Annotated in this window: 13 protein-coding genes, 1 tRNA gene and 2 rRNA genes; 11 read left to right on the forward strand and 5 right to left on the reverse strand. The window is 53.6% G+C overall.

Annotated elements, in window-relative coordinates:
- Nucleotides 1–4: 4 nt before the first annotated feature.
- The 9 genes from tsaE (at nucleotide 5) to HMPREF9156_RS0101620 (ending at nucleotide 10,368) form a co-directional block, all read left to right on the forward strand.
- Complete coding sequence (gene tsaE / locus HMPREF9156_RS0101580; protein ID WP_007148180.1) at nucleotides 5–601, forward strand: tRNA (adenosine(37)-N6)-threonylcarbamoyltransferase complex ATPase subunit type 1 TsaE; 597 nt, start codon at nucleotides 5–7, stop codon at nucleotides 599–601.
- A 48-nt stretch (nucleotides 602–649) separates the two neighbouring features.
- Nucleotides 650–1,585, forward strand: a complete 936-nt coding sequence (gene tsaB, locus HMPREF9156_RS06820; protein ID WP_017147388.1) for a tRNA (adenosine(37)-N6)-threonylcarbamoyltransferase complex dimerization subunit type 1 TsaB — start codon at nucleotides 650–652, stop codon at nucleotides 1,583–1,585.
- An 8-nt stretch (nucleotides 1,586–1,593) separates the two neighbouring features.
- Nucleotides 1,594–2,064, forward strand: coding sequence for a ribosomal protein S18-alanine N-acetyltransferase (gene rimI / locus HMPREF9156_RS0101590; RefSeq protein WP_231198107.1), 471 nt, complete (start codon nucleotides 1,594–1,596; stop codon nucleotides 2,062–2,064).
- On the forward strand, nucleotides 2,057–3,103 hold the full coding sequence (tsaD, locus tag HMPREF9156_RS0101595; RefSeq protein WP_007148183.1) for a tRNA (adenosine(37)-N6)-threonylcarbamoyltransferase complex transferase subunit TsaD: 1,047 nt from the start codon (nucleotides 2,057–2,059) through the stop codon (nucleotides 3,101–3,103). Before rimI ends, tsaD begins: the two co-directional genes overlap by 8 nt.
- Nucleotides 3,104–3,232: 129 nt before the next feature.
- Nucleotides 3,233–4,750, forward strand: coding sequence for an alpha/beta hydrolase (locus tag HMPREF9156_RS0101600; RefSeq protein ID WP_007148184.1), 1,518 nt, complete (start codon nucleotides 3,233–3,235; stop codon nucleotides 4,748–4,750).
- A gap of 65 nt (nucleotides 4,751–4,815) precedes the next feature.
- Nucleotides 4,816–7,725 carry a bifunctional lysylphosphatidylglycerol flippase/synthetase MprF gene (locus tag HMPREF9156_RS0101605; protein ID WP_007148185.1) on the forward strand — a complete coding sequence of 970 codons (2,910 nt, stop codon included), beginning with the start codon at nucleotides 4,816–4,818 and terminating at the stop codon, nucleotides 7,723–7,725.
- Between the two features lie 55 nt (nucleotides 7,726–7,780).
- Nucleotides 7,781–7,854: transfer RNA gene (locus HMPREF9156_RS0101610), tRNA-Arg, on the forward strand.
- Between the two features lie 361 nt (nucleotides 7,855–8,215).
- Nucleotides 8,216–9,514 (forward strand): Na+/H+ antiporter NhaA, encoded by a 1,299-nt coding sequence (locus HMPREF9156_RS0101615; RefSeq protein ID WP_390157036.1) that lies wholly within the window; start codon nucleotides 8,216–8,218, stop codon nucleotides 9,512–9,514.
- A gap of 203 nt (nucleotides 9,515–9,717) precedes the next feature.
- Nucleotides 9,718–10,368, forward strand: a complete 651-nt coding sequence (locus HMPREF9156_RS0101620) for an LOG family protein (protein WP_007148187.1) — start codon at nucleotides 9,718–9,720, stop codon at nucleotides 10,366–10,368.
- Between the two features lie 131 nt (nucleotides 10,369–10,499).
- Here the strand turns inward: HMPREF9156_RS0101620 and HMPREF9156_RS0101625 are convergent, their stop codons facing one another.
- From HMPREF9156_RS0101625 to HMPREF9156_RS0101645, 5 genes are all read right to left on the reverse strand, one after another.
- Nucleotides 10,500–11,183, reverse strand: coding sequence for an O-methyltransferase (locus tag HMPREF9156_RS0101625; protein ID WP_007148188.1), 684 nt, complete (start codon nucleotides 11,181–11,183; stop codon nucleotides 10,500–10,502).
- A gap of 83 nt (nucleotides 11,184–11,266) precedes the next feature.
- Entirely contained in the window at nucleotides 11,267–12,376 is a 1,110-nt protein-coding gene (locus HMPREF9156_RS0101630) for a DNA-processing protein DprA (RefSeq protein ID WP_231198108.1), read from the reverse strand.
- 62 nt (nucleotides 12,377–12,438) lie between these two features.
- Entirely contained in the window at nucleotides 12,439–14,106 is a 1,668-nt protein-coding gene (locus HMPREF9156_RS0101635) for a YifB family Mg chelatase-like AAA ATPase (protein WP_007148190.1), read from the reverse strand.
- The gene (locus tag HMPREF9156_RS0101640; RefSeq protein WP_100214476.1) at nucleotides 14,106–14,567 is read right to left on the reverse strand and encodes a YraN family protein; all 462 of its coding nucleotides are present in this window, start codon (nucleotides 14,565–14,567) and stop codon (nucleotides 14,106–14,108) included. The genes HMPREF9156_RS0101635 and HMPREF9156_RS0101640 overlap by 1 nt, the downstream gene beginning before the upstream one ends.
- A 198-nt stretch (nucleotides 14,568–14,765) precedes the next feature.
- Nucleotides 14,766–15,656: a pyridoxamine kinase gene (locus tag HMPREF9156_RS0101645; RefSeq protein ID WP_007148192.1), complete on the reverse strand. Its 891-nt coding sequence runs from the start codon at nucleotides 15,654–15,656 to the stop codon at nucleotides 14,766–14,768.
- A gap of 620 nt (nucleotides 15,657–16,276) precedes the next feature.
- Between HMPREF9156_RS0101645 and HMPREF9156_RS0101650 the strand changes: the two genes are divergently transcribed.
- Nucleotides 16,277–17,816: ribosomal RNA gene (locus HMPREF9156_RS0101650) — 16S ribosomal RNA — on the forward strand.
- Nucleotides 17,817–18,265: 449 nt separating this feature from the next.
- A 23S ribosomal RNA gene (locus tag HMPREF9156_RS0101655) occupies nucleotides 18,266–21,337 on the forward strand.
- Together the 16S and 23S rRNA genes form the textbook arrangement of a ribosomal RNA operon.
- The last annotated feature ends 32 nt before the right edge of the window (nucleotides 21,338–21,369 follow it).

Genomic DNA, 21,369 nt, shown 5'->3' on the forward strand with positions numbered 1-21,369 from the left:
AAATATGGTTTATACAGAAAGCAGTCCGGATATTATGCTGCGTGCTGCTACTGCCGACGATATGCGCGCCTGCGGCAGCAGTATTGCGAAAATTATGCATTCTGGCGACGTTATTGTCCTTTCAGGACCTTTGGGTGCGGGGAAAACAACCTTCAGCCAGGGGATAGGTATGGGGCTTGATGTGGAGGGGGCAGTTGTATCCCCAACTTTCACTATTGCCCGGGAGCTTGACGGTCATTACAGCGATGGGTCGCCGGCCCATCTTATCCATGTTGATGCATACCGGCTCCCCGGATCTGATAATGACAGGAGCCTTCAATCACAGGACCCGTACAATGCAAAAAACCGGCTTCTTGATGAGCTTGAGTCGCTCGGCCTTGATGAGGAGCTTGAAGATCCCCGCCCGAGTACCTGCATACTTATAGAATGGGGGTCTGCGATGGCGTCCGTCCTGTCGGACAGCCGGCTGGAGATCAGTATTACACGTCCTGTAACTTCAGCCCGTACATCAGACGGGTTTTTATCAGATGGCGGGGAACGGGCTGTCACTCTCCATCCTGTAGGCGCGGCATGGGATAATCGTCTGGGCTCTTTACAGTAGAGCTTGGGTACCGGCAGCGATAAGCGGTAATTATGATAGACAAAGATAATGATGATAGGTAAAACTGATAAAGGTGCATACGAAGATATGTCCTCAGCTCTTTTGGGACACTGTTTAGTCATTGATACGTCTTACGGGTCCTGTGTTGGTATCGTTGGCTGCAGCCCGATCGTTGAGGCTGATTCCCGATGCCATGTTGAAAAGCTGCAGGTGAATATTGACCGGGCCATTTCTGATGCCGGGCTGGGCTACGGCGATCTTGATACCGTTATTGTGGGGACTGGGCCAGCCCCGTTTACAGGGCTCCGTGCCGGGATAGTTGCTGCCCGCTCCCTTGCTTTTGCAGAGGATATCCGGATCATAGGGCAGGATATCCTGGAACCGCAGGCTTTATGGCGGTCATGGGCCAGGCAGGGGGAGCCCGGCAACCATGATAACGGCGATAGCGGTACGTACCATCTGACGCTGGCTGTTAATGACGCCCGGCGTAAGCAGCTGTATTATGCGCTGTATGGTGAGGCCCGTCCCGGATCCGGATATGCCCGGCCGGCGGATAGCCGCGATACGCTCTCTGACATTTTTATCCCTATGGATATCGCTTCAGCAGAAGATATAGCAGATTCAGTTTTGTCATATCTCAGCAGCCATTCTGCTGAGATATGCGCGCAGGCCGGCCGCTCCCGAATTGCTGTTGATGTTGTGGGGAACGGCAGTAAAAAATACAGGTTCGCATGGGATATTTTCGGGGATTCCCTGGGGCAGGTCGTTGAGGGAACCTGCCTGTCCGACAGGTCACCTGAAGGGCTCGGCATATTTGCTCGAACCGCTTGGGCTCACTGCAGGGCAGGGGATGCATGCGGAACAGAGCCTTTATATTTGCGGCGGCCTGATATTACTATTCCATCAGCTGGGAAACACAGGCTGGGACAGACGTCCATATCGCTTTCACTGGGTTCCGGAACAGAAGAGCCTGCCCTCTCATGATCAGGAAAATGGCTGAACGCGATATTGCCCGTATCGCAGAACTTGAGACAGAACTTTTTGGTAAAGAGGCGTGGAACGAAGATATTATCAGACAGGAACTGGCGGCTCCGTCACGCATGTATATTGTGGACGAAGATAGGGAGTCAGGCGATATCTGCGGATATGCAGGCCTCTGGTTTGATTCGGATGACGCCCAGATCATGACTCTTGGCGTCAGTAAGAAATATCAGCGCCAGCACAGAGGGCAGAGGCTGTTAGATGAGCTGTACCGGGCTGCGGCCGGTTTTGGAGCCGGACGTATGCTCCTTGAAGTCCGTGTCGATAACGGTCCCGCTGTCAGCCTGTATAAGAAAAACGGGTTTGAGCTTATGGGTATCCGCAGGCGGTATTATCAGCCTGAAGATATTGATGCATATACTATGGCCCGTACTGTTGCCGAAGGCCGTAAGGGGGATTTTCAGGAGGACCATCATGAGTGAGCCGGTAGTTTTAGGGATTGAATCGACATGCGATGAAACGGCGGCCGCTGTTATCCGCGGACGTACGGCGCTGTCCAATGTAGTGGCGTCTTCTATGGATGAGCATGCCAGGTACGGGGGCGTCATACCTGAACTTGCTTCCCGGGCGCATGCCGAATCCTTTGTCCCCGTTGTTTCGAAGGCGCTGTCGGATGCCAACATGGATCTTTCCGATCTGGATGCTGTTGCAGTCTCGGCGGGCCCGGGCCTCGCCGGATGCCTGGCCGTTGGGGTCTCAGGGGCGAAAGCACTCGCTACAGCAGTGCATAAACCGCTGTATGGCGTTAACCATGTTATTGGGCATATCGCGGTTACACAGCTGCAGTTCGGCGTATTCCCGCAGGACGTCCTGGCCCTTATCGTTTCAGGCGGCCATACTTCACTGCTGTATGTACGTGATGTAGCGCGTTCCGTTTCTGTTGTCGGCACTACCCTTGATGATGCTGCCGGCGAGTGTTTTGACAAGATCGCCCGGCTTCTGGGATTCCCGTATCCGGGCGGCCCCTATATCGACAGGCATGCGCGTATCGGGGATCCGCACGCAGTTAAGGTGCCGCGGGGGCTGACACAGGGCAGGTCTGCTGCCCGGCATCCGTATGACTTCAGCTTTTCGGGCGTGAAAACGGCAGTGGCACGGTGGCTGGAGGAGCAGGGTGCTCTGGGTAACAGAATCCCTGTTGACGATGTCTGCGCTTCACTGGCTGATTCAGTGGCAGCAGTACTTGCCGACAAATCCGTACAGGCATGCAAAGCCTTTTCCTCGGATACGCTGATCGTCGGAGGCGGATTCAGCGCCAATTCGCAGCTGAGGGCTAAGCTGGCTGAAACCGGGGCACGCAATGGGGTCAGTATCCGTATCCCCGAGCTTAAGCTGTGCACAGATAATGGTGCGATGATCGGCATGCTGGGCGTGAACCTTATAGAAGCGGGTATCAGGCCTTCTCCCCCCGGATTTTCTATTGACTCCTCCATGCCGATGGACCGTATCTGCATGGAATAGGTGAAAAGGGCAGAAAGCCCATGCTGAAGGATATGCCATTGGTATAATCTGCTGTAAGACGGGTAAGCACATGCAGCGCATGGAACCGGCAGTGCGATGTCCGGCAGCATGGCATAAACAGGATATAAAATGGGGAACTGGTTTATTGATATTGATCTTGACAAAGGATGGTTTCCTGCATCGATAACTGTAGTCGTTGCAGTACTTGCGGCAAGCCTCCTCCCTCTTTTTGTACGGCAGCGTACTCAGGGGGAGCCGCGCGTTTCCCATGCCGGGGATACCGGAGGGGGCCAGAGCATTGGGGATACTCAGAAGCCTCCGGCCTCTGCCGTATTCAGAAGCTTCATATCCCGCTGCCGTCATCCGAGGATCGCGGCATTTGTATGGCAGGCCCTGTTCGCAGCCGTATTCTTCGGTTTCGGGTGGGCTCTCACATATCTTATGTCGCATGTGTGGGTCGTATTCGGGGTGGAGCTGGGGCTTCTTGTGATTGTTAAAGTTGCAGCCGCAATGGGGATTTTCGGGTTTGCTGCTGCATCTCTGCTGGCGTATCGGGGGAAAAGGAAGGTGCTTTCTGTTATCCTCATGATATTTTCGCTTATTTATGGGGTCGTAGGTGTGAATGCTGTTTATGGGCAGTATCCGACCATCAGGTCAGTTTTGGGTGCTGAAGCTTTCCCTGAAATGCCGGGATACCAGCCTCATGGCACAACACGGACGGTGAAAGAATGGGAAGCAGCAGCGAAGGCGGGAAAATTGCCGAAGCTGCGCAGGGAAGGGATCGTCCGTACTGTCGATATCCCCGCCCGCATCGCACATTTTAAGCCGCGTAAAGCCAATGTTTATCTTCCTCCCGCGGCTCTCGCCGATAACCCTCCCAGGCTCCCTGTCCTTATCGCCCTTTCTGGCCAGCCGGGCAGCCCTGACAGGTTTTTCCTTTCGGGGAGGTTCCAGGATTCCCTCAACGAATTTGCAAAAAAGCACCATGGCATAGCGCCAATAGTGGTTTCACCTGACCATCTGGGGGATGCTTCGCATAATACATTATGTTCTGATACCCCTGTATATGGGGATGCGCAGACATATATTACCAGAGATGTAACAGGCTGGATCACATCCCGCCTTCCTGTGCAGCTTCCCGGCAGGGCCTGGGGTATCGCGGGCTTTTCAATGGGCGGCACATGCGCAACGCATCTCGGGCCTAAGTATCATAATCTGTACGGGCATATCATTTCCATTGGGGGCGAGGTGCATCATTCCAACGGTCCTGTCCCTGAAATGGTCAGCAGGTTTTATGGCGGTTCACGTGCAGCGTACGAGGACCATGTACCGGCGGTGGCAATACGGAAATATGGCCTGCCCAGCCAGACCATCCTTTTCGGTGCCGGCCAGTATGACCAGATAGGGCAGGATAACGCGCGGTCTGTTGCGCGAGCGGCCAGCGCCAGGGGGATGAAAGTCGATGCGGTTGTTGTTGCGGGCAAAGGCCATGACTGGAACAGCGTAAGGGCTGTCATGAACTATGGGTTAGCACAGTTTTGCATGGAGACTGGATTGTCACAGGGCACTGTGCATATCAGCAGTTTCCCTTCGCTGACCCATATGGATGGGGTGAAGATCTCGTACGGACAGGAAGGCCACGGCTGATCCGCGGTACAATAACAATGGTTGGAGTCCGGCAGGGGGACTGGACCCGCCGAGAGGCTGGAAATATGGAGAATTCAGATATGTCAGATAACACGGGGCAGTATGCTGGTGATAAACAGCTACCGCCATCAGGCGCTGTCCCGGCAGCAGAGCCGGAGTATGAAGCACCCCAGGATCACAGATTGAGGGAAAGGGGAGGCCGCAAAAGTTCCGAGGACCACGGGAACTATAGGGGACTGAAGGTTTTGAAGGCTATGGATCCTTCACGGCATCCTGCCTGTGCTCTGCTCCTTGACGGCTTCCAATGGGTAGGCAAGCACCCCCTTGCCGTATCGCTTGCAGTGTCCTTCCTCCTGTACAACATTGTTATACGTGCTGCTATTTCTCGGCATATTAATTTTCGGCCTCTTCTGCAGTATGTCGGGCATGAATATTTCCGCACCAGCTACAGGCAGCTGATCGCAGGCAGATGGTATACAGCTGTTGCTTCTATTTTCTTCGTTGATGATATCCCTCAGATAATTATTGGGGTCATAACGATCTTATTTGCGGTCAGCATTGCTGAGTCCCATCTTGGCCTTCTGCGGGCTGCAGCGACCGGCATAGTATGCTGCATCATCGGTTTAAGCTCAGGCCTTGCTTTGTGCTACCTGATCCAGGGGCATGGCAGGCAATGGCATATATTGCTTGACCTTTCGCTGTCCTATGGGCCAGGTGTCCTTGTTATCGGCCCGCTTATGGCTGCCGGTGCTGCTATCACCCCATTATGGCGCCGAAGACTGTATATTTTTACGTATGCTGTTATACTTGCCGGGCTTTTATACAGGGGCGAACCTATCGATTATGCTCTGCTGATAGGGGCTTTTATCGGACAAGCCTGCGGCTTCATGTTTGTCCGTAAAGCTGTCCAGGATTTTGTTATTGAGCCTGTCCAGGCAATAGAAGTATGGCGGATACTGAGCATTATTACGGTTATAGCTGCGGTAGGGCCCCTTATTGCTGTAACATCGCCGATCCACGCGGGGCCTCTGTCGGATATCGGCCTTCTTCTCGGGCCTTCCCAGGCTGATTTTGCGAAAATAACCGAATGCATGCAGCAGGTGCACAGTACAGGGTGCTATATGCGGTACGGTTTTATGCGTGTCCATCTTTCCGGGGCATTGCTTGTCTCGCTTTTGCCGGTAGCCATTTCCCTCATCATCGCATGGGGCATTTACCGTGGGCGCAGGACTGCTGTCCATATGGCCATTGTATGGAATCTGGGGATCATTATCCTTTCCGAAGTCCATTACTTCGTGCTTCCTGTGCTCCTGGAAAGCCTGGCATATGGGGAACAGGCGCAGGCCCAGCTGGGCAGGGCCCTGTCACACGGGACACTGAAAAACTTTGCAGCTACATGCCTTCTGCCCTTTATCCTCATTATCGTGTATATAACGCAGATACGCAGGTTCCATATCCGTACCCGGCCTGCACTCCTCTATAGCGGAGCTGCTGTTATCGGTGTAACGTTTATTGCACTGAGCCTTATTTATTTCCTTGTGGTCAAATATACCCCCAATCCGCTGCCGGATGATGGTACGGATTATCCTGAGGGGCAGGCCAGCGGCGTAAACATCCTTATTTCGCTGATAGTCCGGTACCTGCCTATCGGCTTTTTGGGGCTGGCACGGTTAGCCTCAATCCCGCTTGGCCCAGTTGCGGGCATTGTTGCAGGGATTATTGGGCCCATATTCTGGACTGTTACGGGGGTTATTTTCGTCCTGTGGTTTTCCGGTCACGGCAGCATAGGCATGAAAGAGCACCAGAAAGCAAGCGGCCTTATTGAGGCCGGTGGTGAATCCATGTCATTCATGGCTACATGGGAAGGTAATGATTACTGGTTTTCGGCATCGGGGAGGTCTGCCATCGCTTACCGGGTAAATTTCGGGATTGCCCTGACCGTTACCGGTCCCTTCGGGGAACCTGCTGAATACAAACAGGATATCATTGATTTCACTAAATTCTGTGACAGCAATTCATGGATGCCAGTTTTCTATGCTGTCCATGAAGAGCAGCGGAAGTGGCTGGAAGAGCTGAAATGGAACAGCCTTGATGTAGGCACTGAAATGGTCGTTGACCCGCGCCAGTGGAAAACAACCGGGAAAAAGTGGCAGGATGTGCGTACCGCTATCAATAAAGCCAAACGTGAGGGTATCACTGATGTTTTGTCTACTTATCAGGATACCACATTCGATATCCGTTCCCAGATTATGACGATCTCTGAAGAGTGGGCAGAAGATAAATCCCTCCCCGAAATGAAGTTCACACTTGGCGGCGTTGAGGAACTTATGGATCCCCGCGTAAAACTGCTGTATGCGATAGATGGGGAAGGTACAGTACAGGCTGTTACAAGCTGGCTTCCTGTTTACCGCGAAGGCAGGGTGATAGGATGGACCCTTGATTTTATGCGCCATCGCCAGGATGCCATCAATGGGATCATGGAATTCCTTATTGCACGTATGGCTGAGCGCCTGAGGGATGGGCAAAGTAATAATCCCAACGGTCCGGCTGCTGACCCCGGAATGCGTGATATCGAATTCCTCAGCCTTTCAGCTGCCCCTCTTTCCGGTATCCGGCCTATTGAAGGGAAATCTGCAAGCTTGACACATATATTGCAGATGACAGCGAATATGCTTGAACCTGCATATGGTTTCCGATCACTCCTTTTCTTCAAGAAAAAGTTCCAGCCTGTAGAAAACCATGTGTATATCGCTTATCCCGATTCTTCAAGGCTCCCTCAGCTGGCGCTCGCTGTTACACATGCGTATCTGCCGGATATGAAGATACGCGATGTTATGTCGCTTGTAGGCACTTTTACGAGGAACCAGAAACGGCCAGACGGGGCGGACAGGCTAAGAAAGGAAACCCACGGCACCAGACGGCCGTCCGAATTCCATAAAAGCCGTAGTCCGGCTGATACAAAACACGCCGTATAGGTTTTCTCCTGCTATCGTGCTTAAATATTACTTGTTGTCTGAAGGATAACAGCATGCGCCAGTAGCCCAACGGATTAGAGCATCTGACTACGGATCAGAAGGTTGCAGGTTCGAATCCTGTCTGGCGCACATGCAGTCCCTGCCCGGAATGGGCGGGGATTTTTGTTATTTCCCTGCCTGTACTGTCCCGTATCAGTGAAGTATATTATGATTTATGATTAAAGGGGACCTCCGGGCAGGATGGAAAATAGCAGACGGCGGGTAACAGGAAGGAGCGCACATGGGCCGGATACCGAAACGGTATAAACCGCACGGGCGGCAGAGCGGGAAATCCGACAAACGGAATACCCGTAATCAGCATAAAAGCGCTTCGAGGCAGTCGCTATCCAAAACAGGGCGCCGTCGCAGCAGAAGGAAGGCACTCAGCAGTCTTGCACAGAAAGTGATCCGCCCTTTCCGCTCTGTGACACTCCCCGGCTTTTCTGAGGATATGCTCGCCGATAGTAAGGATTCCTGCTGGCGCCGCTCAGGGAGGATGCTCCTTAAACTTGCGCATTCTGACCGCGCGTCGGGGATTATCATGCTGTGCTTCGCCCTGGCAGGCCTGCTTATGGCGAATCTGCCTGTTACGAAAGGGGCCTACGAAGCCTTATCAGGCTATACCATCGGGGTACCGCACACAAACCTTGTCCTGGAGATTGGGCATTGGGCGCAGGACGGCCTTCTTACGATATTCTTTCTTGTCGTGGGCCTGGAGCTTAAACAGGAGCTGTCAACCGGTTCCCTGTCAAATCCCAAAGCGGCCGCTGTGCCCATGCTTGCCGCGGTAGGAGGCATGCTTCTTCCCCCTGTGATTTTCATTGGCGCTGCCTGTGCAGGCACGCATCTGGACCTGGTGCACGGTGTGGGTTTTGCTGTTGCCGCGCAGGGATGGGCTGTCCCCACTGCTACAGATATAGCGTTTTCACTGGCGATCCTGGCGATTTTTGCCAAGGCGCTGCCGGGGTCAATCCGTGCTTTCCTTATGACACTGGCTACAGTTGATGACCTTCTGGGTATCATCATTATTGCCATTTTCTATTCTTCCCTCCATGCGTGGTACTGGTTTGCCGGAGTTGCTGCCTGTGCAGTGATATGGTCATTCCTTGTGCGTATGAAGCGTGTCCCCTGGATTATCGTTGCCGGTGTCGGCCTTCTTGCGTGGGTCATGATGTTTGAAGCGGGGATCCATCCCACGCTGGCCGGGGTGCTTGTCGGGCTTCTGACGCCTGCGCAGCCCGTGTTCGACGAGGAGACCCCGCGTGCTGAGCGGTATCATGACAAGCTTCAGCCATTTTCCGCACTCCTGGCTTTGCCGGTATTCGCTTTTTTTGCAACAGGCATTTCATTTACCGGCGCATCAGGAACGTCATTTCTCCTTTCCCCGATCGTGCACGGGGTCATTCTTGCCCTTGTACTCGGCAAACCTCTCGGAGTGCTTGCAGCTACATGGCTATCTACCCATGTGTTCAGGCTTAAACTTGCGCCCGGGCTGAAAGTAAGGGACCTTATCCCTATGGCGACTGCCTGCGGAGTAGGGTTTACCGTGGCTTTCCTTATGGCATCGCTTGCCTATAAACATGTACTGCTTCAAAATGAGGCGCGCTTCGGCGTCCTCGTAGGGTCGCTGCTCTCCGCCGGTATCGCTGCTGCCCTTTTGCATAACCAGTCTTTGCGCTACAGCAGGGATCCTGAACAGGAAAAAGAAGAGCTGGTGCTCAAAGACATGGAATTCAGCAGGGAAGGGTAGCGTCTGGACCACAGACCGCAGGGTTACCTGAGGCAAAGCAGGGAGGCAAAGCATGTTGGGTTGATGCCGGAAGCTTTGACAGGTATCCGAATCAGAGTACAATATACAGGTCGAATGGTATTAATACAGAATTAAAAATATGGTAAGAGCCTGTGTGGCTCAGGGGATAATAATTGCAGAAGTGCAGAAAGGCTTGGTGCACGATGACAGAGGCAGACTATTCGGGGGTAAAATTGGAAAACGCCCAGGCCTGGATCGACGGGATTGCCGATGAGTTCAGGGAAGGGTTCGAAACCCTTGCGGATATTGGTCCGGCAATATCTATTTTCGGGTCAGCCCGTTTAGGCGCGGAAAGTCCATATTATCAGGCGGCCGAAAAGATGGCCGGACTTGCAGCCGGGAAAGGCAAGGCAGTGATCACAGGAGGGGGGCCTGGGATCATGGAAGCGGCTAACCGTGGTGCAAAACTTGCAGGCGGCCGTTCCGTAGGCCTTGGCATCGAACTGCCCCATGAGCAGGGCGTCAATGAATACGTAGATACTTCTATTACATTCAAACACTTCTTTGTCAGGAAAACCATGTTTCTCCAGCATTCCCAGGGGATCATCATCTGCCCCGGCGGTTTCGGCACTTTTGATGAGATGTTCGAGACCCTTACGATGATCCAGACACGCAAAGCCCCCCGTATCCCGATCGCATTATACGAGGGGAATTACTGGCGTGACCTGTTTGACTGGCTTGATACAACAGTAATGAATAACGGTATGATCTCTCCGCTTGATCCTCAGGTTGTCAGGTTTACTGATGATGTTGCTGAGGCGGTCGATATCGTGACAACTCCGCTGGCCGGATAACAGCAGCCAGCAGTACTTCTTTTGACAAAGGGTACTTCAGAAGGCCGTATATGCCGGTGTCCTGCGGCCGGGGCCGCCGGACAGGTCCGGCCTGCTGTGTGACTGTTTTATGCCTGAGTACCCTGCATCTTTTATTGCCTTGTGCAGAAGAGTATCCCGGAGCCGACAGGCAGCAGGACTGAAGCATAATCTTCCGCTTCGGAGAACTGGGCAATAAGATCCCGCATACTGACTGTGTGGTCGCTGCGGTCTGCAGGATTGATAACGCCGCCGTTTGAAGTACGGCTGCGCAGCGCCAGGACGTCAGTGATAAGCAGGACACCTTGCGGGCGCAGGAGCCGTGATGATGCAGCAGCGATCTGCTGCGGATCGCCGTCTCCATTGCCGAGGATGACCATATCATAGTCATTCTCATTGAGACGCGGAAGGTATTCATTGATATCTGCGGTTACTGTACGGAGTTTAACATTATTAGTGTTGCTGCGGGCAGGGCTGTAGCTGTTCCGCATGCCTGGACCTGTTTTTGAATGTGCATTGACGACTGTGATAAGGCTTCCGGACGGAAGGGTTTCTGTAAGATACTGCACTTCCATCTCATTATCCGAGCCGAAAGCAATAACCGTCCGGGCATCTACAGTCTGTGCCAGCTGGGCGATGAAACTGCATTCGGCCGCGCTGGCATGCAGGTCATGAGGGTCAGCAGAGGCATAGTGTGATCTCATATCATGGGTATTTTCGGATTCACGGTCCAGCGCATATTGTTCTGCGTATTCACAAATTTTAGAAAATGAAGTATGAAGGCGTTGTTGTTCCATACTTCGATTCTATGGATATCGCAGGAAAAAAGGTTTGCCAAAACGGACCGGAGGAGGCTGCATACATTTTCCCTTTTCGCCTGCTATCGTGCGCATGGCGGGTGAGCGCTGTGGCAGATACCGGATATATCCGTGGAGGAGAGCAGCAAAGTTGCTTTCCCCTCTGCTATGAGGGCGTTGCATCCGGTGTTGTACGGCTTATTATTGTCGCCGGGCGCAGCATATACATCGCGGTTCATATCGGCCGCCCATGTTGCGCTGTTCAGCGCACCCGACCGATGCCGTGCCTGAGCGACAATAAGCGTCCGTGATAATGAAGCGATAAGCCTGTTCCTCATAAGGAAACGGAAGCTTTCCGGCAGCGTGTCCGGAGGAAGCTCACTGATAAGCGCCCCATGATGGCTGCATATAGTATCGAAAAGGTTTGAATTGCACTTCGGGCCACAGGTATTGAGGCCTCCGGCAAATATCGCAACGGTTTTCCCGCACTGGTCGCCGATATCCTGGTATGCGCTTAATGCACCCCAATGTGCGCAGGCATCTATCCCCATTGCCCCTCCTGACACTATACAATGCCCATGGAGCGCTGCCTGCCGTGCTGCGTTGAAAGCTGTAGACCTGCCATATTCGGTGCAATCCCTTGAACCTACTATGCCAACAGGCGAATCGCAGGATATAAGGGCATTGGGGTCGCCCTTCCCCCATAAACATAGTGGAGGCGTGCTGTCCGTTATCCGGCAGAGGTCACTGAGCTGGCCAGGCCAGCAGGAACTTCCCGGGGTAATTATCCAATATTCGTTATTCTGCGTAAAATATGTCCATAATTCCTTCGCCGACAGCCCATTGATCAGGCGCAGCCGTCCGGCCCATCTGCTGAGGGATTCCTTGAATGAAGCTATGGCGCGGTCATGGTTTTTATACCGGTGCGTGCAGATGATCTCTTCTATATGCCTGTTCAGGACCGGTGTTAGCCTGGCCGGGTCATCAGCCAGCTGTTTAAGCTGTACAACCATTTCCTGCGGGCTGATCCTGGGGTCCTTCTGTGCAGCGCATCTTCCTGCGGTCGGCAGCGCGGCAGATACAGCGGGATACTCTGCAGCCAGGGCAGACGATGTGCCGCTGTATGGTTGGGCCAGTTCATCTGACCGCACTTCAACGGCTGATGATGGGGATATGCCAGTTAGCGCGTACATGATTGCATTTGCAGTGTTGCAGCAATAAGCAAGGGTGGCTAAGGCAAGGGCTTCGGGCTGGTTCATGGTGTTTCTCCGGTCCTCAACCCAATGGCTTCAAGGATATGGCCTTCATCCGGTTGTGAAGCACCTGCGAGATCGCATAAAGTCCATGCGATCCTCAGTACTCTGTCTGTTCCCCGCATACTCAGTTCCTGCTTTTCTGCGGCTTTCTGCAGATATGCCATAGCCGTACGCGGGGTGTTCTCGCGCAGCCATCCGCCTGGTGCTGCTGCATTGGTTTTCCATGGGAAACACTCAAATCGCCGGAATGCCCGCTGCCGTGCTGCTGAAACGCGCTCCCTCATATGCTCTGAAGAGTAATAAAGCCCGTTGAGGGGTTCCGGTCCAGCCTCCTTTTCCTCCCGGGCAAACATGAGCTGTGTTGTTTCCATATCGGACAGTGTTGGCGCATCAACTTTGATATGTATATCAATGCGGTCCATGATCGGTCCGGAAAGCCTGCCCCAGTATTTATTCCTCTGGCGCGGAGTGCATGTGCATCGCTGCCCGTTGCCCCAGTTAAAACCACATGGGCACGGGTTGGCAGCCATAATGAGCTGGAACCGGGCCGGGTAAAAAGTGGTCCCCTTAGATCGTGCGAGGCTGATGACCCCTTCCTCAAGAGGCTCCCGCAGGGACTGCAGGCATTGGGTAGAAAATTCAGGTGCCTCATCCATAAAAAGGACTCCGTTATGGGCCCGGGTTATTGATCCGGGGCTGGCAAAACCGCTGCCGCCCCCAATAAGGGAAGCAGTGCTTGCGGTGTGATGGGGAGCCTCAAACGGCGGGAAAAGGTCATGGATATCTTTATGGAGCGTACCGCACAAAGATTTTATTGAAGCGACTTCCAGTTTCTGTTCTTCAGTAAGCGGAGGCAGTATTGTAGGAAGCCTTTTAGCAAGCATGGTTTTCCCTGCTCCCGGCGGGCCGGTCATAATCATGTGGTGCCCGCCCGCTGCAGCAGCTTCCAGGGCGCGTTTTGCCTGGGACTGTCCAATTACCTGGGAGAAGTCAAGCTGTTCTTCCTCTTCGGCGTACCTGTCATCAATAAGCGCGGACAGTGCTTTCCGGCTGCCTGTCTGTGGAAGGACGCCGGCCCACCGTCTATCCTGTGCGGGATCGGTACAGTCACATAGAGGGCCGTACCTTTTGCGCATCGTTTTCCTTAATGTGCCTGTCGGATTGCAGCAGAGGATAAACTGCGCAATATGGCAGATACCGATAATATCCAGGCCCTGCACCAGCTTCGCTTCTTCAATATTATCCTGCGGTACAAAAACTGTACTAATTCCGCTGTGCTTCGCATACAGAAGCATAGGCAGGATACCGCGCACCGGCATAACGCTGCCGTCAAGGTTCAATTCGCCGACGACCAGGGAATTGCCGAGGATCTGTGTTTCGATCATTTGGGAGGACGCCAGTATGCTCGCAGCGATAGCAAGATCGAAAGAAGATCCGCTTTTCGGGACTGATGCAGGGGAAAGATTAACAGTTACACGTGTCTGCGGCCATGTGAACCCGGCGATCATGCATGCTGACTTGACCCTTTCCCTTGCTTCTGCAAGCGATGTGTCGGGCAGCCCGATGATGGAAAAAGCAGGGAGCCCCGGACTTGTGAATGCTTGGATCTGGATTGTGTACGCTTTGAGCCCCCACAGGCCAATGGAGAAAGATGTTCCTATCGGCATCATATCTCCCTGAGGTGTGTTATAGACGGGACGAGCGAATCTTCGAAGGAGATGGCTATGACATCTATGCTTACAGGACGGCGGATCCTTTGCGGATGCGCTTCGAGCCAGAGTGATGCCGCCCTTTTCAGCCGCATGAGTTTCTGTGGTGTTACTGCTTCAACAGGAGTGCCGAACAGCATGCATCTGCGTGTTTTTACTTCGATAATAGTTGTATGCGTTTTCCTGCCGTTTTCGTATGGCGAGACCGCTACTATGTCGAGTTCCCCGTATCTGCAGGACCAGTTACGGTCAAGGATCACGTAACCATGTTCCCTCAGATAGGTACAGGCGATATTTTCTCCATAACGTCCGAGCTCATGAGGCGTCATAGAAGCTATTGGGCTGTGCGTGGGCCCTTCGCGGTACTTTGCCGGATATACCGCCTTATTGTGCGGCTTTTGCAATACTGGTTGAGTCATACATCTACTTCACCACAATGCCGGCAGCCAAGGCGAATTAAAACGGCAATGTGGTCGAATAGGGAACACGCCTCAAAAACCGTTAATCTTGTATGTATATCAATCAGTGGAAAAGTATGATAGCTGTGGAAAGCTGCGGATACGCGCGTAAGGATGATAATACAGGCCTTAGCTTTTGCGTATCCGCCTGTGCATCATTTACAGATCTGTTAATTCTTTGAGGTTGAGCTCAAAACTGACACCGCGCTCCTCAAAGTGGGGCTGGTTCCTGGTGGAGACCATAGAATTACGCACGAATTCACCAGCAATATAAGCTGCCTGGGGAAGGGAACGCCCTGCCATAACTGCCCCGCATAATGCCGAAGCAAAAGCATCGCCGGTCCCGTGGATCATGAATGGAAGCTTTTCATGTGCCAGCTCCTTTTTCTGATCCACTCCATCCTGCGCGTTGACGACATAGTTACGAAGTTTGCCGTCACTCCTGTCTATCCCTTTAAGAACAACGTTCTTCGCCCCAAGTTCCAGAAGGTTCCGGAGGATTTCGTTTACCTGGGGATCGGTAAGATTCTGCCCGGGATACTCTGTCCCGATAAGGATAGAAGCCTCAGTCAGGTTAGGCATGAGGATATCTGCGCCATCTGCCAGACGGCCCATCGCATCGCATAACTCCTGTGTATATGTCGGGTACCGCTGCCCGCCGTCGCCCATTACCGGATCGACGAGGCGCAATGCCTGGGGATACTCGCTGTATAAGCGTTTAATGAGATCGACCTGCTCAGCATTGCCAAGGAAACCTGAATAGACCGCATCAAGGCTGACATCCTCTTTCTGCCACGCATCAATATAATCAGAAAGGATATCGGTCGTATCATGGAAAGTATAAGTCTTATACCGTGTGTGGGCGGAAAGCAGAGCCGTGGGTACAGGGCAGACATCGCAGCCGGCTGCCGACAGGATAGGGATCGCGGCAGTGAGTGAGCATTTGCCGTAGCCGCACATATCGTGGACTGCAGCAACGCGAGGGATATACAGGGGATCCCTTGTATACAGGACGGTACCTGGAATATCGGTAATCTGGGATGCAGGCATGTAGCCTCCTCAATATTCTGATAGTTAAGTTTTAAAATTTCATTTCATACATTAGCAAGATGGCTCGCTATTCTCTTTATAAGATATTTTCCGACTGCGGATTTGAATCTGGTTTTATAGGGCTTTTATAGGGTATCGGTACTATTGATTTCCTCGGCTGGTTTTCCCTATTGCAGGTTTTCCCGGGGTAGCGATAGGCAGATGTATATCTGAGACGTGTGTTGTGTGGTGTGTGGTGTGCGACACGCCGGGGTTGTGTGGGGTGGGGTGGGGGGTGTATTGTTTTTTGTTGCTGCCTGTTGGGGTGTGCTTCCTGTGTGGGGGTGTGTTCTGGTGTGTGTGGTGGTGGTTTGAGAACTCAAGAGCGTGTTTTGTACTACTTTTATGCTTATATGTTTTGTAAGTTGTGGTCTGATTGAAGGCTGCGCTCTGCTTGTGTGGTGGGGTGTGGTTTTTGGTTGGGTTTTTGATTGCCAGTAGAATGCCTGTGCTCTTTTCGTTGGTGGAGGGGGTGTGGGTGTTTGTTTGTGTGAGGCTGCGCTCTGCTTTGTGGTGGGGTGTGGTTTTGCTCGTTGTTTTTTTATTTTTTTGTGGGCCTGTGTTGGGCTTTCTACGGTTTTTGTGTGGAGGGTTTGATTCTGGCTCAGGACGAACGCTGGCGGCGTGCTTAACACATGCAAGTCGAACGGGATCCACTGGGCTTTTGTTTGGTGGTGAGAGTGGCGAACGGGTGAGTAATGCGTGACTAACCTGCCGTATGGTTGGGGATAGCTCCTGGAAACGGGTGGTAATACCCAATGCTCCAGCTGGATGCATGTCTGGTTGGGAAAGCTTTTTGTGCCATATGATGGGGTCGCGTCCTATCAGCTTGTTGGTGGGGTGATGGCCTACCAAGGCGTCGACGGGTAGCCGGCCTAAGAGGGCGACCGGCCACATTGGGACTGAGATACGGCCCAGACTCCTACGGGAGGCAGCAGTGGGGAATATTGCACAATGGGCGCAAGCCTGATGCAGCGACGCCGCGTGCGGGATGGAGGCCTTCGGGTTGTAAACCGCTTTTATAGGGGGGCAAGCTATGCCTGTGTGGTGTGGTGAGTGGACTTTATGAATAAGCACCGGCTAACTACGTGCCAGCAGCCGCGGTAATACGTAGGGTGCAAGCGTTGTCCGGATTTATTGGGCGTAAAGGGCTCGTAGGCGGTTTGTTGCGTCTGGTGTGAAAGCTTACTGCTTAACGGTAGGTTGCGCTGGATACGGGCAGGCTTGAGTGCAGTAGGGGAGACTGGAATTCTCGGTGTAACGGTGGAATGTGTAGATATCGGGAAGAACACCTATGGCGAAGGCAGGTCTCTGGGCTGTTACTGACGCTGAGGAGCGAAAGCGTGGGGAGCGAACAGGATTAGATACCCTGGTAGTCCATGCTGTAAACGGTGGACGCTGGATGTGGGGCCCATTTCCACGGGTTCTGTGTCGGAGCTAACGCGTTAAGCGTCCCGCCTGGGGAGTACGGCCGCAAGGTTAAAACTCAAAGAAATTGACGGGGGCCCGCACAAGCGGCGGAGCATGCGGATTAATTCGATGCAACGCGAAGAACCTTACCAGGGCTTGACATAACCTGGATGATGCCAGAGATGGTGTGTCCCTTCGGGGCTGGGTTACAGGTGGTGCATGGTCGTCGTCAGCTCGTGTCGTGAGATGTTGGGTTAAGTCCCGCAACGAGCGCAACCCTTGCCTTGTGTTACCAGCGGGTCGTGCCGGGGACTCACAAGGGACCGCCGGGGTTAACTCGGAGGAAGGTGGGGATGACGTCAGATCATCATGCCCCTTACGTCCTGGGCTTCACGCATGCTACAATGGCTGGTACAGCGGGATGCGATACTGTAAGGTGGAGCGGATCCTGTAAAACCGGTCTCAGTTCGGATCGGGGCCTGCAACTCGGCCTCGTGAAGGTGGAGTCGCTAGTAATCGCGGATCAGCAGTGCCGCGGTGAATGCGTTCCCGGGCCTTGTACACACCGCCCGTCAAGTCATGAAAGTGGGCAGCACCCGAAGCCGGTGGCCTAACCTGTTGTGGGGGGAGCCGTCTAAGGTGAGGTTCGCGATTGGGACTAAGTCGTAACAAGGTAGCCGTACCGGAAGGTGCGGCTGGATCACCTCCTTTCTAAGGAGAATATGTGCCCTGCACGGTGGTGTGGGGGAAGATTGGCACCCTGATTAGTTTCCCTTCTTGTGTGGGAGGGGTGGGGTGTGTGGTGTGGAAACAGTCAAAAACTCTTTTACCGGGATTTATGTGATGTGTAAGTAGTGGTGGTGCTGAGCGCGCTGTTGGGTTCCCTGGCCATGACTATGGTTTAGGGTAGTAACCCGCCTCATAGTTCCCTTTCCTCTGGTGGGAGGGGGGGGGGTTGTGGGGTGTGGGGTGGTGGTTTGACAACTGGATAGTGGACGCGAGCATACACCTGCCAGTGTGGTGGGTGTGTGTCTGTAGCCATACCCTTATCGCTCTTTTTTGTGGGGGTGGTGGGGTGTGGCGTGTTTTAGTGTGATCATTTGTGATAATACTTGTAGTGTTGTCTGGGGTTGATAGGCGTGTGTTGTGCTAGGCTGGGTGCTTGGTGTGGCATATGGTGGATGCCTGGGCACGTATGACCGATGAAAGACGTGTGGGGCCGCGATAGGCCTCGGGGAGCTGCCGACAGGGCGTTGATCCGAGGGTGTCTGAATGGGGTAACCTGCCACCTGTTATGGGGTGGTACCGCGTGTAGCGGGGGGTACGCAGGGAAGTGAAACATCTTAGTACCTGCAGGAAAAGATATTCCGTTAGTAGTGGCGAGCGAAAGCGGAGGAGACTAAACCATGCGCGTGGTATAAGCGCCTGCTGGTGCGTGTGTGGTGTTGTGGGGTTTCTTGAGGAGGTCAGGCGGCTTCCTGCCTAGTGATAAAGTCTGGTGTGAGGTGAACATGGTTGAAGACATGACCGTAGAGGGTGATGGTCCCGTAGCTGAAGATGCCAGGCCTGGGAAGAATGTCCCCGAGTAGCACGAGCCTCGTGGAATCTCGTGTGAATCTGCCCTGACCGTGGGGTAAGTCTAAATATATGTACGTGACCGATAGTGGACGAGTACCGTGAGGGAAAGGTGAAAAGTAGCCCGGGAGGGTAGTGAAATAGTTCCTGAAACCATGTGCTTTCAATCCGTCAGAGCCTCTTGTTGGGGGTGATGGCGTGCCTATCGAAAAATGAGTCTGCGAGTCAGTGGCATGTAGCGAGGTTAACCCGTGTGGGGGATCCGTAGCGAAAGCGAGTGTCAATAGCGCGTTTTAGTTGCATGTTCTGGACCCGAAGCGGGATGATCTAGCCGTGAGCAGGTTGAAGCGTGGGTGAGACCGCGTGGAGGACCGAACCCACCTAGGTTGAAAACTGGGGGGATGACTTGTGGTTAGGGGTGAAAGGCCAATCAAATTCCGTGATAGCTGGTTCTCTCCGAAATGCATTTAGGTGCAGCGTTCGTGGTCGCCTTCCGGGGGTAGAGCTACTGGATGCCAAAGGGCCCGTATGGGGTACTGATGGCAACCAAACTCCGAATACCGGTATGGTTGTGCACGGGCAGTGAGTCAGCGGGGGATAAGCTCCGTTGTCGAAAGGGAAACAGCCCAGATCGTCGTTTAAGGTCCCTAAGCGTGTGCTAAGTGGGAAAGGATGTGGAGTCGCATGGACAGCCAGGAGGTTGGCTTAGAAGCAGCTATCCTTGAAAGAGTGCGTAACAGCTCACTGGTCTAGTGTCTCCGCGCCGACAATGTAGCGGGGCTCAAGCACACCACCGAAAACGCGGCAGCCGCCTCTTAGGGGTGGTTGGGTAGGAGAGCGTTCCCTACGGGGTGAAGCCACGGGGTAACCGTGTGGTGGACTGTAGGGAAGTGAGAATGCAGACATGAGTAACGAAACGCGGGTGACAATCCCGCGCGCTGGATGACTAAGGGTTCCGGGGCCACGGTTAACGTCCCCGGGTGAGTCGGGTCCTAAGGCGAGGCCGACAGGCGTAGTCGAATGGATGAACGGGTTGATATTCCCGTACCGGTATCACACCGCCCATACTCGAGGCATTACACGCTAGGCACTGTTTCCTTCCTGTAGGCCCTTTCGGGGGTGTACAGGGGGTGGTGGTGTGTGGTGGTGGGTGTAGTAGGGGAGCAGGGGAGTGACGCATGGGGTAAGCTGGCCTGGCCTGGTGGTTATGGCTGGTTAAGCGTGTAGCAGGTGTCAGAGGCTAATCCCTGACAGGAGACTGTGAGACGTGATGAGCATCACCTGTAAGGGTGGTGTGCTGGTGGTGCCTTGTGCCGAGAAAAGCTTCACTGTTAGGTGTGGTTCCGCTCGTACCCTAAACCGACACAGGTGGTCAGGTAGAGAATACTAAAGCGTTCGAGTGAATCCTGGTCAAGGAACTCGGCAAATTGCTCCCGTGCCTTCGGCATAAGGGAGGCCCTGTGAGATGATCCCGCCTAGCGTGGGTGAGTGTTGTGGGGCGGCACAAAACAGGGGGTAGCGACTGTTTACCAAAAACACAGGTGCATGCCAAGACGTAAGTCGCTGTATATGCACTGACGCCTGCCCGGTGCTGGAAGGTTAAGAGGATCCGTTAACCCGTCTGGGTGACGCGGTGAATTTAAGCCCCAGTAAACGGCGGTGGTAACTATAACCATCCTAAGGTAGCGAAATTCCTTGTCGGGTAAGTTCCGACCTGCACGAATGGCGTAACGACTTCCCCACTGTCTCGACCAGGACCTCGGTGAAATTGCAGTACGAGTAAAGATGCTCGTTAAGCGCAGAAGGACGAAAAGACCCCGGGACCTTTACTATACCTTGGTATTGTCGTTCGCTGCTGGTTGTGTAGAATAGGCGGGAGACTATGAAACCTGGCCGCTAGGCTGGGTGGAGTCATCAAGTGAAATACCGTTCTGCTGGCAGTGGGCGTCTAACCTGAGCATGTTATCCATGCTAGGGACAGTGCCTGGCGGGTAGTTTAACTGGGGCGGTTGCCTCCTAAAGAGTAACGGAGGCGCTCAAAGGTCCGCTCAACCCGGTTGGCAATCGGGTGTTGAGTGTAATCACACAAGCGGGCTTGACTGTGAGACTGACAGGTCGAGCAGGGACGAAAGTCGGAGATAATGATCCGGTGCCGGTGTACGGACGCGGCATCGCTCAACGGATAAAAGGTACCCCGGGGATAACAGGCTGATCATTCCCAAGAGTCCATATCGACGGGATGGTTTGGCACCTCGATGTCGGCTCGTCGCATCCTGGGGCTGGAGCAGGTCCCAAGGGTTTGGCTGTTCGCCAATTAAAGCGGCACGCGAGCTGGGTTCAGAACGTCGTGAGACAGTTTGGTCTCTATCCTCTGCGCTCGTTGGAATCTTGAGGAGCCCTGCCCATAGTACGAGAGGACCTGGGTGGACGAACCTCTGGTATGCCAGTTGTCACGCCCGTGGCACTGCTGGTTAGCTACGTTCGGATAGGATAACCGCTGAAAGCATCTAAGCGGGAAGCCTTCTCCAAGATAAGGATTCCCCCACACCCTAGAGTGTGAAGAGTCCCCCCACCAGACCATGGGGTTAATAGGCCAGACGTGGACACATGGCAACATGCGCAGCTGACTGGTACTAACGGACAACAGCACCAACCCGTACACACACACGCAAACCAACCCTACCAATAG

The sequence above is a fragment of the Scardovia wiggsiae F0424 genome, assembly GCF_000269605.1.
GTDB lineage: Bacteria > Actinomycetota > Actinomycetes > Actinomycetales > Bifidobacteriaceae > Scardovia > Scardovia wiggsiae.

What these genes read in the sequence shown, in the direction of transcription:
- tsaE (WP_007148180.1), top strand. Translation starts at nt 5, where the DNA reads ATGGTTTATACAGAAAGCAGTCCGGATATTATGCTGCGTGCTGCTACT.
- tsaB (WP_017147388.1), top strand. Translation starts at nt 650, where the DNA reads ATGATGATAGGTAAAACTGATAAAGGTGCATACGAAGATATGTCCTCA.
- rimI (WP_231198107.1), top strand. Translation starts at nt 1,594, where the DNA reads ATGGCTGAACGCGATATTGCCCGTATCGCAGAACTTGAGACAGAACTT.
- tsaD (WP_007148183.1), top strand. Translation starts at nt 2,057, where the DNA reads ATGAGTGAGCCGGTAGTTTTAGGGATTGAATCGACATGCGATGAAACG.
- HMPREF9156_RS0101600 (WP_007148184.1), top strand. Translation starts at nt 3,233, where the DNA reads ATGGGGAACTGGTTTATTGATATTGATCTTGACAAAGGATGGTTTCCT.
- HMPREF9156_RS0101605 (WP_007148185.1), top strand. Translation starts at nt 4,816, where the DNA reads ATGGAGAATTCAGATATGTCAGATAACACGGGGCAGTATGCTGGTGAT.
- HMPREF9156_RS0101615 (WP_390157036.1), top strand. Translation starts at nt 8,216, where the DNA reads ATGCTCGCCGATAGTAAGGATTCCTGCTGGCGCCGCTCAGGGAGGATG.
- HMPREF9156_RS0101620 (WP_007148187.1), top strand. Translation starts at nt 9,718, where the DNA reads ATGACAGAGGCAGACTATTCGGGGGTAAAATTGGAAAACGCCCAGGCC.
- HMPREF9156_RS0101625 (WP_007148188.1), bottom strand. Translation starts at nt 11,183, where the DNA reads ATGGAACAACAACGCCTTCATACTTCATTTTCTAAAATTTGTGAATAC.
- HMPREF9156_RS0101630 (WP_231198108.1), bottom strand. Translation starts at nt 12,376, where the DNA reads ATGTACGCGCTAACTGGCATATCCCCATCATCAGCCGTTGAAGTGCGG.
- HMPREF9156_RS0101635 (WP_007148190.1), bottom strand. Translation starts at nt 14,106, where the DNA reads ATGCCGATAGGAACATCTTTCTCCATTGGCCTGTGGGGGCTCAAAGCG.
- HMPREF9156_RS0101640 (WP_100214476.1), bottom strand. Translation starts at nt 14,567, where the DNA reads ATGACTCAACCAGTATTGCAAAAGCCGCACAATAAGGCGGTATATCCG.
- HMPREF9156_RS0101645 (WP_007148192.1), bottom strand. Translation starts at nt 15,656, where the DNA reads ATGCCTGCATCCCAGATTACCGATATTCCAGGTACCGTCCTGTATACA.